The sequence below is a fragment of the Myroides odoratimimus genome (genome assembly GCF_038039805.1).
GTDB classification, from domain to species: Bacteria; Bacteroidota; Bacteroidia; order Flavobacteriales; family Flavobacteriaceae; genus Flavobacterium; species Flavobacterium odoratimimum_B.
The window spans coordinates 17,203-33,009 of the sequence record NZ_JBBPHK010000026.1; the positions used below are offsets into that span (position 1 = coordinate 17,203).

12 protein-coding genes are annotated in these 15,807 nt (G+C 35.4%); 5 read left to right on the top strand and 7 right to left on the bottom strand.

Annotation, left to right across the window (positions count from 1 at the left end):
• Positions 1-39 precede the first annotated feature (39 nt).
• Positions 40-4,881 carry a DNA repair ATPase gene (locus tag AABL85_RS15175; RefSeq protein ID WP_341310701.1) on the top strand — a complete coding sequence of 1,614 codons (4,842 nt, stop codon included), beginning with the start codon at positions 40-42 and terminating at the stop codon, positions 4,879-4,881.
• 78 nt (positions 4,882-4,959) lie between these two features.
• Positions 4,960-6,120 (top strand): MFS transporter, encoded by a 1,161-nt coding sequence (locus AABL85_RS15180; protein ID WP_341310702.1) that lies wholly within the window; start codon positions 4,960-4,962, stop codon positions 6,118-6,120.
• A gap of 69 nt (positions 6,121-6,189) precedes the next feature.
• On the opposite strand, the gene AABL85_RS15185 is transcribed toward AABL85_RS15180, so the two are convergent.
• The 5 genes from AABL85_RS15185 to AABL85_RS15205 form a co-directional block, all read right to left on the bottom strand.
• Complete coding sequence (locus AABL85_RS15185; protein WP_286395986.1) at positions 6,190-6,504, bottom strand: hypothetical protein; 315 nt, start codon at positions 6,502-6,504, stop codon at positions 6,190-6,192.
• Between the two features lie 125 nt (positions 6,505-6,629).
• Entirely contained in the window at positions 6,630-6,932 is a 303-nt protein-coding gene (locus AABL85_RS15190; RefSeq protein WP_006260186.1) for a helix-turn-helix transcriptional regulator, read from the bottom strand.
• On the bottom strand, positions 6,919-7,254 hold the full coding sequence (locus AABL85_RS15195) for a type II toxin-antitoxin system RelE/ParE family toxin (protein WP_341310703.1): 336 nt from the start codon (positions 7,252-7,254) through the stop codon (positions 6,919-6,921). Before AABL85_RS15195 ends, AABL85_RS15190 begins: the two co-directional genes overlap by 14 nt.
• Before the next feature lie 128 nt (positions 7,255-7,382).
• Positions 7,383-10,427 carry an SMC family ATPase gene (locus tag AABL85_RS15200; protein WP_341310704.1) on the bottom strand — a complete coding sequence of 1,015 codons (3,045 nt, stop codon included), beginning with the start codon at positions 10,425-10,427 and terminating at the stop codon, positions 7,383-7,385.
• A 6-nt stretch (positions 10,428-10,433) separates the two neighbouring features.
• Positions 10,434-11,651 carry an exonuclease subunit SbcD gene (locus AABL85_RS15205; protein WP_341310705.1) on the bottom strand — a complete coding sequence of 406 codons (1,218 nt, stop codon included), beginning with the start codon at positions 11,649-11,651 and terminating at the stop codon, positions 10,434-10,436.
• Positions 11,652-12,080: 429 nt separating this feature from the next.
• Between AABL85_RS15205 and AABL85_RS15210 the strand changes: the two genes are divergently transcribed.
• Positions 12,081-12,842 (top strand): hypothetical protein, encoded by a 762-nt coding sequence (locus AABL85_RS15210; protein ID WP_341310706.1) that lies wholly within the window; start codon positions 12,081-12,083, stop codon positions 12,840-12,842.
• Between the two features lie 89 nt (positions 12,843-12,931).
• Positions 12,932-13,399, top strand: a complete 468-nt coding sequence (locus tag AABL85_RS15215; protein ID WP_341310707.1) for a hypothetical protein — start codon at positions 12,932-12,934, stop codon at positions 13,397-13,399.
• Between the two features lie 78 nt (positions 13,400-13,477).
• Here the strand turns inward: AABL85_RS15215 and AABL85_RS15220 are convergent, their stop codons facing one another.
• Entirely contained in the window at positions 13,478-14,182 is a 705-nt protein-coding gene (locus AABL85_RS15220) for a DsbA family oxidoreductase (protein WP_341310708.1), read from the bottom strand.
• A gap of 140 nt (positions 14,183-14,322) precedes the next feature.
• On the opposite strand from AABL85_RS15220, the gene AABL85_RS15225 reads away from it, so the two are divergent.
• Entirely contained in the window at positions 14,323-14,538 is a 216-nt protein-coding gene (locus AABL85_RS15225; protein ID WP_230493145.1) for a DUF2905 domain-containing protein, read from the top strand.
• Positions 14,539-14,545: 7 nt separating this feature from the next.
• Here the strand turns inward: AABL85_RS15225 and AABL85_RS15230 are convergent, their stop codons facing one another.
• Positions 14,546-15,742 (bottom strand): CynX/NimT family MFS transporter, encoded by a 1,197-nt coding sequence (locus tag AABL85_RS15230; protein ID WP_286416794.1) that lies wholly within the window; start codon positions 15,740-15,742, stop codon positions 14,546-14,548.
• Positions 15,743-15,807 lie beyond the last annotated feature (65 nt).

Sequence of the window (15,807 nt, forward strand, 5' to 3'; positions counted from 1 at the left end):
TATTAGTCTTATCGTTCTAATACAAAGTATCCTTTATATATGGCTGAATTAGAAAACCAAAATATAGAATCATTAGATTCTAACACTTATGAGATTATACAGAAGAGACTGCAAAGTCAAAAAGGAGATTTAATCCAACGATTAAATGCACTGAATGACGATCGTAAAGAAGTCTTTACCTCTGTTGATCTAAAACTTATCGCCAATCAACGTATTACGACAGAGAACAACTGTACTGCCAGAGGTATTATTGCCTTTGACACGACTTGTATTTTTGCCTATAACGTACACTTTGGACTTAAGACTGATATTCAGTTAAGCGATGTATTTAGTATATACCGCTTTGAGAACAATCAGTTCTTACCTCAACCATTAGACTTTATCTATGATGAGAACTTCATCAGCGATTATAAAAACTTATACAAATACTATAGAGACTCTATCTTCAGCAGATTTAAGAAGACTGAGAATTACCTCTATATGGTATTCCAAACAAGTAAGAATGCAGATAACTTAAAAGCTTTTAAGTGGTTAATCAAAGATAATCAATTGATTTATCAAGATGATCGTAGCATTCACGAAGTAGTAAAGAGCCCTCAGTTTGAGTTCAACTGGGTTAAAACTAACCTTGAGAACAGACGCTTAGGGGTACACCCTCATATCTCTATACAAGACAAAGTGTTTATAGAAGCTGTAGGTGGAGATATTACTTTTAAAATAGAAGACAACACAGATAATGGACAAGGGATATACTCTGAGCCTGTAAAGAATATAGATCAACAATTAGATGATGCCGACTATTTCTACGCTGACTTAGGTAACTTTATCGCTATACGCATTAAACCTTACCAAGAGGATTTCCGTGCTTTTATCTTTAACAATAGAACAAAACAAGTTATCAATGTACCTGCTTTAAATGAGACAGGTATTCTACTTCCTGATGGACAGGGTATCTTATTCTCTAATGGGTATTACCTACAGAATGGGGACTATAAGATATTTGATAACAGTGTTCAAAACTTAGAGTTTGTAAGAACTATTCCTTCTCATAATGGAGAGGACTACTTATACCTATTCTATCAAGCAGAGAATAATATCTATACCCTGATGTCTTATAACATCATCAAACAGCAAGTAGAGACTCCTATCGTATGTAGTGGTTTCACTTTGTTTAACGATGGTAAGTTAATCTATTTCCGTTCAGAGAATGAAGCAGTAAGACATCACGTAGTACAAATATGGGAAACTCCTTATGCTGCTACATTAATAGAGAATAAGGAACAAAAAGAAAATCACTTATACAAAATAGGGAATAAAGACATCGTAAAAGCGATGGCTGAATGTCAAGAGATCATCCACCTCATCGATAAAGAAGATTCGTATGAAGGGCTGTATGGTGATATAGCTAAGAAAGCAAATGACATTATAGATGCTTATTTCTGGATAAGAACCAAAGAGACTAAAAGCTTAGACGAGCCATTAGAGCAGATAAAAAGCATTGCTAATACAGCAATAGATGAGTTCGAGAAAGTACAAGAACAACGCAAAAGAGCAGCTGGTCTATTAACTGACCTAAAAGCGAAAGTAGATAAACAACTCTTTAATGTTAAGAATGCTAAAGGAGATACTTTAGAAGGATTAGTACATCTATTGGCTGAAAACAGAAAGCTATTAGGTGAAGTCATCAGTGCTCGTCAAACGAAGTATGTTGACTTATCTATCTTAGAGAATTATCAAGAGCAATTGGGTAAAACTAATGAATCGCTATCTGATAAAACAATTGCTTTCTTACTACAAGAGCAAGCTCTAGTTCCTTATGAACAAAAAGTAATTGATCAAAAGACTAAAGTAAATGAGGTAGTCAAAGTAATCGATGCTAATGCTATAGATGAAAATTGTAAAGCGATATCAGCTGAATTAGAACTGCTGATCGATATTCTAAACAGTTTAAAAATAGAAGACACTACTCAAGCAACAAAGATTATAGAGAAAATATCTGTAATATTTGCTTCGCTTAATGAGGTGCGTTCTCAACTGAAGAGAAAGATAGACTCTCTTCGTACAAATGAATCTATTGCTGAGTTTCATGCCCAATTAACCTTACTTGATCAAAGTATCATCAACTTCTTAGAGTTATCTAATTCACCTGAGAAGTGTGACGAATACCATTCTAAAGTAAGTGTACAGGTAGAAGAGCTGGAGAGTAAGTTTGCTGACTTCGATGATTTTATCTTAAAGATAGCCGATAAGCGAGAAGAAGTATCTAAAGCTTTCGATACTCGTAAAACACAGTTAGTAGAACAAATCAATAGACGTACAAGTTCGTTAGAACAAATAGGTCTACGTATATTAAAAAATATAGAGAACAAGTCTTCTTCTTTCAAAACGAAAGAGGAAATACTTGCATTCTTCTCTACAGACCTTATGGTCGATAAGGTACGTCAATTAGTTATTGAATTAAATGACTTAGGGGATGTATCTAAAGCTGAAAATTTAGAGAACAGCGTTAAGACGAGTCAAGAAGATGCACTGCGTACACTAAGAGATAAACAAGACCTATTCGCTGATGGAGAAAATGTAATTAGCTTAGGTACTCATAAATTCTTAGTCAACAAACAGCCATTAGACCTTACTATCGTTAGACGTAACGATATTTTGTATTATCACTTAACAGGAACAAGTTTTACTTATCCTATTAACAATGATAAGATATATGCCTATAAGGAGATATGGAATCAAGATCTTATCTCTGAAAATAACGAGGTATATAGAGCTGAGTATTTAGCTTACCAAATCATAAAAGAGTTGCAGACTAATCCTTCATTAGATATTAATGAAGCAATTAAGTTTAGAACAGAACAGAATTACTCTGAAGGATATTTAAAAGGAGTACACGACTTTGACGGATTAGAGATTACTCAAGCTCTGCTTAAACTAAAAGCAGAATTGGGAATACTAACTTATGCTCCTGCTACACGTGTTTCGGCGCAAGTATTTTGGTATAAATTAGAAGCAGAAGTAAGAGACACTTTGCTTAAGAGTATTAATAGTGCAGCTGCTGTACAAAAGGTCTTCCCTAACAGTGCTAACTATCAGTATATCTTATCACAATTAGAAGAACTATACACTCAATGGGAATCGCCATTGCGTACTCTTTCATTAAAAACAGAGATTGCTAAGTATTTATACAGTGAGTTTTCTACAGGAGTGTTCTTTACAAAAGCAGAACAAGCTTCTCTATTAAAGAAACAGTTTGTTACTTTCTTACAACAAAAGAATACAAGTGTGACCTTTGAGAATGATATTAACGATACTACCTTATCTACATTAGATGCTTTTTATTTAATACAGAACTGGTTGTATTCTTATATAGATCATGAACCTAAAGCTGCTATATATAAAAAGTATATTGATGAAGCATGTTGTTTATTGTTATTTGAAAAGCAATATAACTATACATTAAAAGAGAGTACTGATACTGTGGTCTTAAACAACCTAAAAGGGAATCACACTTTAATAGTACAAGATACTTATACATTAGACTATCACGAATATATGCGTAAACTTCAAGTATTCGAGACTGAAAGTGTTCCAATGTTTACAGACTTTATTGCTACTAAAGATATGTTGTTAAGCGAATACAAGAAATCATTAAAAGTAAATGAATTAAAACCGCGTGTACTGACTTCTTTTGTTCGTAATAAACTGATTAATGAAGTTTACTTTCCTTTAATTGGAAATAACCTAGCTAAACAGATTGGAGTTTATGGTGATAACAAACGTACAGCACGTATGGGAATGTTATTATTAGTATCTCCTCCTGGGTATGGTAAGACTACCCTAATGGAATACTTAGCCAATGCTTTAGGTCTTCACTTTGTTAAGATTAACGGACCAACTATTGGACACTCTATTACTTCTATTGATCCAACTGAAGCGAAGACTTCTGGTGCTCGTGAAGAACTAAAGAAGATCAACTTATCGTTCGAAATGGCGGACAACGTAATGCTATACTTAGACGACATACAACACTGTAGTTCTGAGTTCTTACAGAAGTTTATATCTCTTGCTGATGGACAGCGTAAGATGGATGGTATTTTCGAAGGAGAGAGTAAAACGTATGACTTAAGAGGTAAGCGGTTTTGTATCATTATGGCTGGTAACCCATATACAGAATCAGGAGAGAAGTTTCAGATACCTGATATGTTAGCTAACCGTGCTGATACGTATAACTTAGGAGATGTGATTGGTAGTACAGAGCATTTGTTCAAACTAAGTTTATTAGAAAACGCGATTGCTGAGAACACCTATTTACAGAAGTTGAGTAGTAACTCTTTAGACGACTTCTATAAACTGATTAACCATATCGAAACGAAGTCAGAAGAATCTTTATCCTTAGAAGGAAACTTTAGTGGACAAGAGATAGAAGAGTTTACTGCTGTATTAAAGAAATCAATAACAGTAAGAGATATTGTACTAAAAGTAAACCAACAGTATATCTTAAGTGCAAGTATGGACAATGCTTATAGAACAGAACCTGCCTTTAAGCTACAAGGTTCTTACCGTGATATGAATAAGATGATGAGTAGGATAGTTCCACTGATGAACGATAGTGAAATAGATGAGTTAATCTTAACTCATTATGAGAACGAGTCACAGACCTTGACATCAGATACAGAGGCTAACTTACTTAAGCTAAAAGAGCTTGCTAATCGACTAACAGATGTAGAGCGTCAACGTTGGGAGGATATTAAAGATATCTTTGTTAAGCAAAACAAATTAGGTATGGCAGGTAAAGACAATCAAGTGGCTCAAGTATTAGGTCAACTGATGGACTTTAATCAAAACTTAGAAAGCATTGCTAAAGCAATCAAAAAATAAAATCATCTAAACGGTCTGTATAAACAACAGACCGTTTTTATTTATTCATACATTTACGGCTTTCAATCAAAAAGAATTATGTCAAAACACTTAGCACGTATAGCCGTAACTGTTTTATTCTTCATCTTTGGAGGAATATCTGCCTCATGGGCATCGCGTATTCCTACTATTAAAGAAGCTTTCGGAGTAAATGACTCTGCTTGGGGATTTGTCTTATTATACATCTCTATAGGAACCTTAATAACTCTTCCTATAGCAGGTAAAATAATAGAGAAACTCGGCAGTAAAAAAGCAACCCTATTCTTCTTATTAACCTACTTAGTACTATTAGTGGGTATTGGTTATTGGGAGGTATTATGGCAGTTAAAACTAAACTTAGTCTTATTCGGGGCAATTAGTAATATCACTAATATTTCTATCAACACACAAGCTATTAAGGTCTCTAAACTATATAAAGGGCAAATCATAGGCTCTCTACATGGTACTTGGAGTATAGGAGGCTTTGCTGCCTCATGGTTAGGCGCAGAGATGATCAGTAGCTATGTCCCTCCTTTAGAACATTTTATCTATTACTCTACCGCAGGGATTATTGTTTCTCTATTGCTTTTTAAATACCTTATTCCTGAAACAAACGACGCTACTAGTGATAATCCAATACTAACAGAAAAGAAAGGCTTTCAATTACCCGATAAGAACTTAGTCTTGTTAGGGCTATTAGCCTTCTTCGCTATGGTAGCAGAAGGGATGATGACTGATTGGTCTAGTGAATATATGAAACATGTCACCCATGCTCCTATACAGCTTATCGGATATGGACTGACAGCTTATATGTTTGCGATGGCAAGTGGCCGTTTTATATCAGACTTTACAGTTAGAAAATTTGGAGAACAGAAGACATTACTTTTCTGTGGTATATTACTTTTTTTAGGGTTAGGTGCATCGGTTATGTTTCCAAGTGTATATACAACGATTGCTTCTTTTATGATTGTAGGGCTTGGTGTATCAGCCGTAGTACCCATGTGTTATAACTTAGCAGGGCACACTAAAACAATGCCACCTCAGCAAGCCTTAACATTAATTACCAGTATCGGTTTTATCGGTTTCTTTTTAGGACCACCAGTTATAGGGTTTATTGCACAGCACTCTTCTCTTAAGACTGCCTTTGCTATAGTAGCCTTTTTTGGTTTGGCTATTTCTTTATTAAGTAGATTTATTACAGTAGAAGAGCAAACACCATAAAGTATTTTTTCAAGACTCTTGACAATATACTTAATCCTCAAAATCAACTTTGAGTACTTAAACCAATAATCAAGGGTATAAATAATCTGCTATAGCCTTAAAACATGTTATTATGTGTATAAAAATAATAATTACAGATACAATACTACATACAACAATGCTGATTAAAAGTATATTATTCCCTAGTTTAGCCTTTTTAAAAGCTGCATCATATTGTTGTTTTTGATATAATACATTAGTACTATCATAATAAGTATAACCTACAAGAGCTATAAAAAAACCTACTCCATACGTAAAAAAACCTAAAAATATTAGTGCAATAAGATATTCTAACTTTACTCTAGGTCGTAGATTAGGATTATTAATATTGTTCAACTCTTCCATATTTATTGTATTAATTATACCAATATTAAATTTAACAATAAATAAAGACATAATATATAATTTCAACACTTTTAGAATAACATAATCATAAAAAAAGCCCAATCATCACTGAATGGGCTGAGTGTTTATAGTTCAATAGATATTGTCACCTTTCCTCCTAATCCTTTTTCTACGATATCATATAACGTCTTTAATGTCATATTACTTCCATTATTTTCTACTCGAGAAATATATTCTCTCTTCTTATTCACTAAACTAGCTAGTTCTGCTTGAGTTAGCTTTTTCTCTTCTCTTGCCTTTCTAAGCAATAGTCCTACTTTAAAAGTCTCTACTTCTCTCTCTATCTCATCTCTTTTTGGTTCTCCAACTACACCAAACACCTCATCTTTTACTTGTGACCAAGTCTTCACATCTCTATTTTCTTTCATAATACTCATTCATTAACTTTATAGCCTTTTTAATCTCATTTAAGGGAGTCTTTTGAGTTTTCTTTTGGAAGCCACTCAATAAAACCACTAATTTATCTCCATCAAAAAAACAGAACACTCTCCAAATATCACTTCCTAATTGTATTCTTATTTCATACAAACCTACTGTTCCCAAAATATGCTTCATGTAATTAGAAGGTATTCTATCTAGAATTTCAACTGCTTCAATTATTTTAACTATCTTCATTTGAACCTTTAATGGTTGTTTACTTAAAAACTCATTAAAGTAATTCTTATACATCACTACTTCTCTTATCTTCATTACAAAGGTAATTTAAAAGTTACTTAAAAACAATACAAACTATAAATCAACATATTAAGCCACTAAAACCATACCATAAAAAAAGCCCAATCATCACTGAATGGGCTGTAATATATAAATGAGGTTTACTAATAATTAATCACTACTTCACTACCTCGTTCTTCATCTTTTACCACAGATAGAGACATAGGGATGCGCTCTTGTAGTTCATCTACGTGAGAGATAATACCTACTATTCTATTCTCCTTATGCAGATTACTCAAAGTCTCGAATACAATATTTACTGACTCACTATCCTGTGTACCGAACCCCTCATCTATAAAGAAGAAGTTTCTATCTGACTTAGATAAACTCTGTACGCTCTCTGCTAATGCTAACGCTAAAGATAATGACACCTGAAAACTCTGTCCTCCAGATAAGGTTTTCACACTTCTCGCTTTCCCATTGTTTAAATAATCTATAATCTCAAACTCATTTGCTTCGTTTAGCTGTAAGCTCAATTGGTTATTAGTCAATCGGTGGAAACGGGCATTCGCCATATCGCATAAGTTCTTTAAATAGATAGCTGACACATAATTTACAAAACCAGCTCCACTAAACATTGTCAATAGCGTATTCAGATTCTTCACCCGTTTTTCTATTACATCATACTGCTTCTGTAAGTTTTGCTTCTTCGCATAGTCTTTTTCTAAACGATCTATCTCTCCAGCTAATTTAGCTACAACTTCTGTAGCTTCTTTAACCTGTAGCTCTAACTTCATTATTTCTTCTTGCTGTTTAGCGAATTTCTCTTGATCAAAAGAAATACCTTCTAACTTCATTTGTAAAGTACTCACAGCATTTCGGACAACCTCTAGTTGTACTTCGAATGCTTGTATTTGTTCTCTGCGTTCTACGACATTAATCTGTTTATCTAGCACACTACGCACTTCCTCTACAGATTGTACTTGATGAGTGATTAATAAAGCCTTAATCTGCTCGTTAAACTGATCAATAGCTACTTTCAGTTCATTTAACTCTACTTGTACACTATTGCTCTCTGTCTGTAAGCTTGCCAACTTAGGAGACATCATCTGATATTGATTCGTTAGATCTTTATAGCGTTGTTCTACTAAGGTTACATTAGCTTCTCGTTGCTGTACTTGCTGTGCTAATAAAGTCTCCTCTAAACTTAAATAGGTCTCTATCTGCAACCTTATAATCTGTGTACTCTTAGATTTGATTTCACTGTCTAAACTGACACCTTCTACCTCTATCGCATTTAGTTCTTTAGTAAACTTATCTACATTACCTCTGTGCTGTTCTACCTCTTTTCCTATTGTAGTATATTGTATCTCTAGAACTTCTACTTGCTTGTTCGCTAACTCAGCTCTTTGTTTTAACTCAATAAACTGTGTTTCATTACCCTTCTCTATCACTGTCCAAACAAAGTTCTGCTGATGAGAGACTAACTCTTGTTGCAAGTGTTGTTCCCTCTGTTGGCTTTCTTGCCATTGTGTTGTTAAGAGTTTCTTTTTATCAAAAAGACTAGCTGCTTTCCTTTCGTATTTCTTTAGGCGCTCCTGTTTATCCTTTATATCACTTAGACGAAGTTCACACTGCTGTATAGCAGAAGATACATCATCTCCCTGAAGAATATGAGGGTGATGTGCAGAACCACATAAAGGACAAGGCTGCCCATCGTGAAGCTCGTTAGCATACTCTGCTAACTGTTGAGCTACACTATGATTGCGCAACTCTACTTCTATCGTATTGATCTCTTGTTCAAAGTGATTTCTATACTTCTCTATCTCTTGTTCCCAATGATTGATATCCTTTAACTTCAGACCTAAGATATCCTTTTCTACTATTTGCAACTCTGACTGCAGTGCATTCATTTGCTGTTGCACATCTTGAATTCCTTTGTGAATAAAAGATTGCTGACCGAACCACGCCTCTATAGCCATCAGCATCGTTGTATCTACTCTAGCTGTTTTGGCAGTATTTAGTTCTATCTCCTTTTGTGCTAAAGCAAGTTTGCTCCCTTCTAATGCCTTCTCAGCATCTACCACGAAAGACTTCCCTTTATGGAAACGCTCTAATAAGGCCTCCTTAGCGAGATTAGCTTTCTTGATTTCTTTGATCAAATTCAACTCATACAACTCTGCTTTTAGGTGTTCTAAACCTGCATACTGTTGTTCTGCTACTTTGAGCTCATCCACCACTTTCTTAAACTGACTTTGTAGCTCTGTGGTTTCTTTTGTCAATGTAGCTAATCGAGTCTCTCGATTCACAGTCTTATCAACTGTCTTTTGTTGTTCTAACAGTATAGCAGAAAATGCTTTATCTAATTGTTCATACTGAGACAATTCGTTCTTTTGAGCAGTTATCTCAGGTAACTTCACTTCTAATGTACCTAACTCTGCTTTCTTTACCTCCAATGCTGAGAAGTCATCCTTCACTGCTTTGACCTTTTGATAACTTTCGTTTTCTTCCTTAAAAGTCTTACTTAGCACATTAAACTTCTCTGCCTCCTGTAAGTGTAGCGCCTTCTGCTCTGCTATCTGCTCCGTTGTAACTTGGCTAAAACTTTTTAGCTCTCCTTCTACTAAATTCAGACTCTCTTTAGTCGAACTATATAATCGTTTAGTCTTATCTGCAAGGTCAAAACGGTCTAATCCAAAAATCTCTTGCATCATCTTCGTTCTATCCTTTCCTCCTAATTCTATAAATTCTCTGAATTTCCCTTGAGGAATAATGATAGTACGCTTAAAGTTCTCATAGCTCAGCCCTACTACTTCCTGTATATTCAACTCTTTCTGAGGTACCCAGATACCATCTTCATCCTTATACAATGTTGCCTCACCTCTCTTTACATCATCGAAGCGCTTAGAGTTTCTTCTAAACTCTCTATAGATGCGGTATTTCTCATCTTTAAAATTATAGAACTCAAAGTCTATTACCGAACGGTCAGACTTTAGGTTCATCATATTATACGCACGATTATCGCGAGAGTTCATACGCTCTGTCTCTCCGTAAAGCCCAAAAGAAATAGCTTCTAAAATAGAAGACTTTCCCGATCCGACCTTACCGAATATACCGAATAACCCTGCGTCTATCAGACTAGTGAAGTCAATAACTTGTTTTTCTTGATAAGAATACAGTCCTTCTATCGTTAACTTAATTGGTATCATACTGCTCTAATCTAAAATCTCGTTAAACAAATCCATCAACTCCTCATTAGGCTCTTGCCCTTTATTGCGCTGTTTAAAGTAATCTCTAAACAGTCCTTGCATATCTTGTTCTAAGTTCACCTGTTTTACATTCACTTGTTCTCCTTTATCCCCCAGTGTTACTTGTGGGATAATCGTAATAATACCATCATGCGCAGTGTATAACCTCTTGATATCATCCCCATTTAAGAACGTATCGCTTACTATAGTTAACTCTACTAGATGATACGGATTCGCTAATAACCACTCCACAGCATCATCTACACTATCAAACTTCACACGTGACAGTTGTCTCCCACTCTCTAATGCTACCTTAGTATAAGTAATAGGTTTGCTAGCCTCTGCCTCTAAGATCATCACATACTTCTGCTGACCAGCTTCACTAAAACTATAACTCAATGGGCTACCCGAATAAACCACAGGTCTATCTTCTACTCCCACCTGATGTGCTCTATGTAAGTGCCCTAGAGCGGTATACTGCACTTGCTCTGGAATAATGTCACTGTATATAATATCTGCATTACCTACCTTCAGAGGCTTCTCTCCATCAGGTTCTTCTAATAACTCTCCATTTCGGTTCATCATATACAGATGCGAGATCAATAGATTCACTCCTTTAGTCTTACAATACTTATCTGCTAAAGCTTGCCAACTCTCACCTAACACCTCATTAAGAGCTGCTCCTTTATCTTCTGTGTCTAGTGCTTTCTTTAGCCTTATCTCATTCGCATAAGGAGTGTGTAGTATACGTATCGGTTGTTTAAATCGTTCTAATCTCAATTCAAAAAAACCATTTGTTGACTTCGATATTTTAAACTGATTTTCGATCTCAAAAGGAGTAACCTCAGCATGAGGTAGTCCTACTAAGATAATCCCACACTCTCGCGCTAACGGATCTGGTGCGTCTATACGCTCAGGACTATCGTGATTACCAGCTATAGCGATGACAGGTCTCTCCCCATTCTTCGCTAAGCGTTTAAGTGTTTTGTAAAATAATTCTACAGCTTCTACTGGAGGGTTAAACGTATCAAATAAATCCCCTGCTACTAAGACTACATCCACTGCTTCTCGATCTGCTATCTCACAAATTTCGTCTAGCACTATGCGCTGTTCGTCTAGGCGGCTAAAGTTATCTAATCTCTTCCCTAAGTGCCAGTCGGCTGTATGTAGAATCTTCAATCCCATGTATCTTTCTTTGTTTTCTAGTGCCTCAAAGATACTAACTATATCAAGGTTTATAAGCCATTTTTAAGATTAGCTTACTCCTTTTTTTTAGCCAAAAGCATTATAGAGATTCTAATCAAATAGACAATAATTATCCTATATCCATTAACAATCGATAATTACTGAATCTACTAATAAAGTGTACATTCTATTCATAGGATAATTATAGGATAGTGGTCGTATAATAGTCGCATAAAAAAGGGCTAAAAGTATGCGACCACTATGCGATAACTATGCGACCATTATGCGACCATTGGCATCAAAAAAACATAACAATTACAGTAAAAAGACATTCATACTCACATACAATATTAAATTAAACAATTCGTTTTCAATGTAATATTTATTCTAATACCTATTCACTTATCTAACAACCTTACATAAACCACTATGATAAAAAGAATCTTACTATACTTCACACTCCCTATAGTTCTACTCTCTTGTCAAGAGCCTAAGAAATTTGGAGACCTTAAGATGGATATTGAGACATTTGATTATAACTTCCCAGTAGAAGACTTTTATGCTTTTAATGGCAATAACGATGGAAGTATCACAGCTGATGCAGATGCTAGTGTGATGACAGTAGTTAAAGAACTCAAACCTATAGAGATCACACACTATAGAGTAGCTCCTAAGAGATATAATGATTCTCTTAGAGACATAATCGGCAAAGAGTATAGTATGAGGATGTGGATAGAATCTGACAGTGTGGCGAAATATGGTGACTATTACTTCGATAAGGTAGATATGCTACAGAGTCTAAATAAAGACCTGATCGGGGTAGCCTGCTCTGACCTAAAAGGTGACGAAAACAAGGCTATACAACTCCGTGACTATATCATCTCTAAAGAAGGAGAACCTGTAGAGAAAATCGCTTTTATGGTGTATGACTGTATCGTCTATACTTGGCAAAAAGAGGACAGGGTATTAGCCTTAGTAGTGCGCTACCAAGAGATAACAGAACCTCCGTTTATAGCAGAACATATCTCTGCTGAAGAACAAGAAGTCTACACTCCCTCTCGTGTACAAGTAAGACTGTTCAGTATCAACAATAAGTACAAAGATCTTGTATTCAACAATCTATACCGAGGTGAATGGGCTTATATGCAATACAATGATACACCTACTAAGGATCGAAGACTTCCTCAATAGAATGTTCTTATTAGAGTAGACTAAATTCCTTACATTATTCTTCTTCAATTTAATAGAGATGGCTATTTCACTATCTTTAAAATAAAGAGATGGAGAAAAGAGTATTTCATAATGTGATATGGGACTTCTTAGATGATATGCCTATAGAACGAGACGACTTTAATAATGCAGTCATCGCTAAGCAATTCTTTAATTTTAATAATTCTGACAATTGGGATCCAAATGAGATCATTATACATAAACCTAAGGTGATTATCAGCTATCGAACTATGATGTGTTCTCAAGAAGGTATATATGATAACGAAAAGGTCATCAAACTTGAACAGTTCACTCTACCTGAAGAATTAGGAGAAGACGACGACTTACTATTTGGCACAATATACGCTACTTTAGAGGCTGATAATAAAGAAGACTTCCTTGCATTAGAGCTCTTGTACAAACTACATAAACAGTTATTAAACAAGAATTCTATGACGCACCTATACTTCGATGGGTTAGAGATAAACAAACAACCAAAGAACAAATACGATTACCTCATGCATTTTGATTTTGGTTAAGTAATACCAGAATACAAAACAGCCCATTCATACACTGTATAAATGGGCTGTTCTTATTTATAAATCAACTATAGGTACTTATATCTCACATCCTTCTGGGCCACATGCTGCCGCATCACTATCTCCTTTCATTTTGAATCTAGGTTGGCTTTCTTGGAATGCTTGTGTCAGTGCTTCTACAAAAGACTCTGTAGGTTGAGCTCCTGATACACCGTATTTTCTATCTAATACGAAGAATGGCACTCCTGATATTCCTAGAGCACGTGCTTCTGTAATATCCGCTGTCACCTCATCTAGCTGTTCGTCAGTAGCTAAGAACGCTTTTACTTCTTCTGCATTTAGTCCTATCTGCTCTGCTAATGCTACTAATACTGCTATATCACCTACATTTTTACCATCCGTAAAGTGAGCTTTAAACACTACTTCTTTAGCCTCATTTCCTTTTCCTTGTAACTGTGCGAAGTGTACAAAGCGATGAGCTCTAATCGTATTCACAGGAATAGATTGATCTTGATTAAACTCGATACCTACTGCTTTACCTGCTTGTTTTAAGTTCTCTAGCATTCCTTGTATCTGTTGCTCTGGCATACCTTTGCGCTTAGCTAGGTATTCTTTAGTAGACATATCTAACCCTTCTACTGGTAGATCTGGATCTAGCTGAAAGCTCTTCCACTCTACTTCTATCTTATCTGCGAAAGGCAACTGTACCAATGCATTCTCAAAATTCCTCTTTCCGACGTAACAAAACGGACACATAATGTCCGACCATATCTCTACTTTCATATCTTATCTTTTTAAATGAGGAGCTACCTAAATAACTCTATACTCAAAGATACTATTAAAACACCCTAATAGCTGTCTCCTTAACAATAATTAAATAGTTTCCTAAAGGGAAGTGCATGCATTTTTATACCTTTACTCTTATGGGAAAAACAGTCATCTTTATCGGTTGTATCATCGTCATCATAGGTCTATTGATACAGTTCACCTCGTTTAATCTGGATTGGTTTGGCAAATTGCCTGGTGATATCCGTATCCAGCGTCCAGGTTTTTCATTCTTTATGCCGATTACCTCTATGATTATAGTATCTGTAGTAGGCACTGGGTTACTATGGTTATACAGAAAATTCTTTAGTTGATAAAGAACTATTTCACCCAGTCGTTCTTACCTGCGATACCTCCTGATACAATCAAAGTAATAGACATCACTAATAAAAACATCAAAGACATAGACCAAGACTGTGTCACATCGAATAATGCTCCAAATACTGGTGGACCACATGCTGCGATTAGGTATCCGATAGACTGTGCCATACCTGATAATTCTGCTGCTTGGGTAGTGCTACTTGTACGCAATACGAAGAATAGCATCGATAAACTAAAGGCTAATCCACTCGCTGTTCCGATTAATACACACCATAACGCAATCATATTTACCTTAAAGATCAATAAACCTGCTATCCCAATAGCAAACAATACTCCTGTACCGATAGCTAGTAGTTTCTGATTAGATAACTTACTCGCTATGATAGCACCAATAAACGTCATAGGTAGCTGTGCGAACTGCATATAAGACAATAACCATCCTGCATCTTCTTTAGGTATACCCCATGTAATAGCTACTTTAGGTAACCATGCTGCTAAACAGTAGAACAGTAGAGACTGTACACCCATAAATACTGTAACTGCCCAAGCTAACTTAGACGAGTACATATTTACTTTTTTCTCTTCTGTGAAACCTTTATTACTTCCTTCGATTGCTTTTCTCTTTTTTACTTGAGGAAGCCAAATCAAGATAGTCGCAATACTCAATACTAACCATACTCCTATCGAACCTTTCCATCCCATCTCTGTGAATTTACCCAAGCTAATACTAAACCCTGCTGCTAATGCTGCTGTTAAGTTCATAGCTACTGAGTATATTCCCATCATGGTACCTACATTCTTCTGGTAATTATTCTTGATATAGGCTGGCATCAATACGTTACCTACTGTAATCGCTATCCCAACTAAAGCTGCCCCTAAAAACAAAGTGACCAAACTACCATAAGGTCTAATGACTAACCCTATACTCAATAGAATCAAGGATCCTAATAACACTAGCTCCATACCGTATCTACGTGAGATCTTTGGCACCATACTAGATAAAAATCCGAATGCCATTAAGGGTATCGTCGTTACTAATCCTGCTGTAGTGTTAGACAGAGCCAGTGATTTACTTATCTCTGATATCACAGGCCCTACAGATGTAAGTGGAGCTCTTAGATTAGAAGCAATAAATATGATACCTAACAACATCAGTAATTTCTTCATTTTAGATATCTCTTCTATCTTATTTTCCATTGTTATTTAATTTATTATTTACACATTGTTATTTCTAGATGCAAAATTAAATGCTAATAAATGAT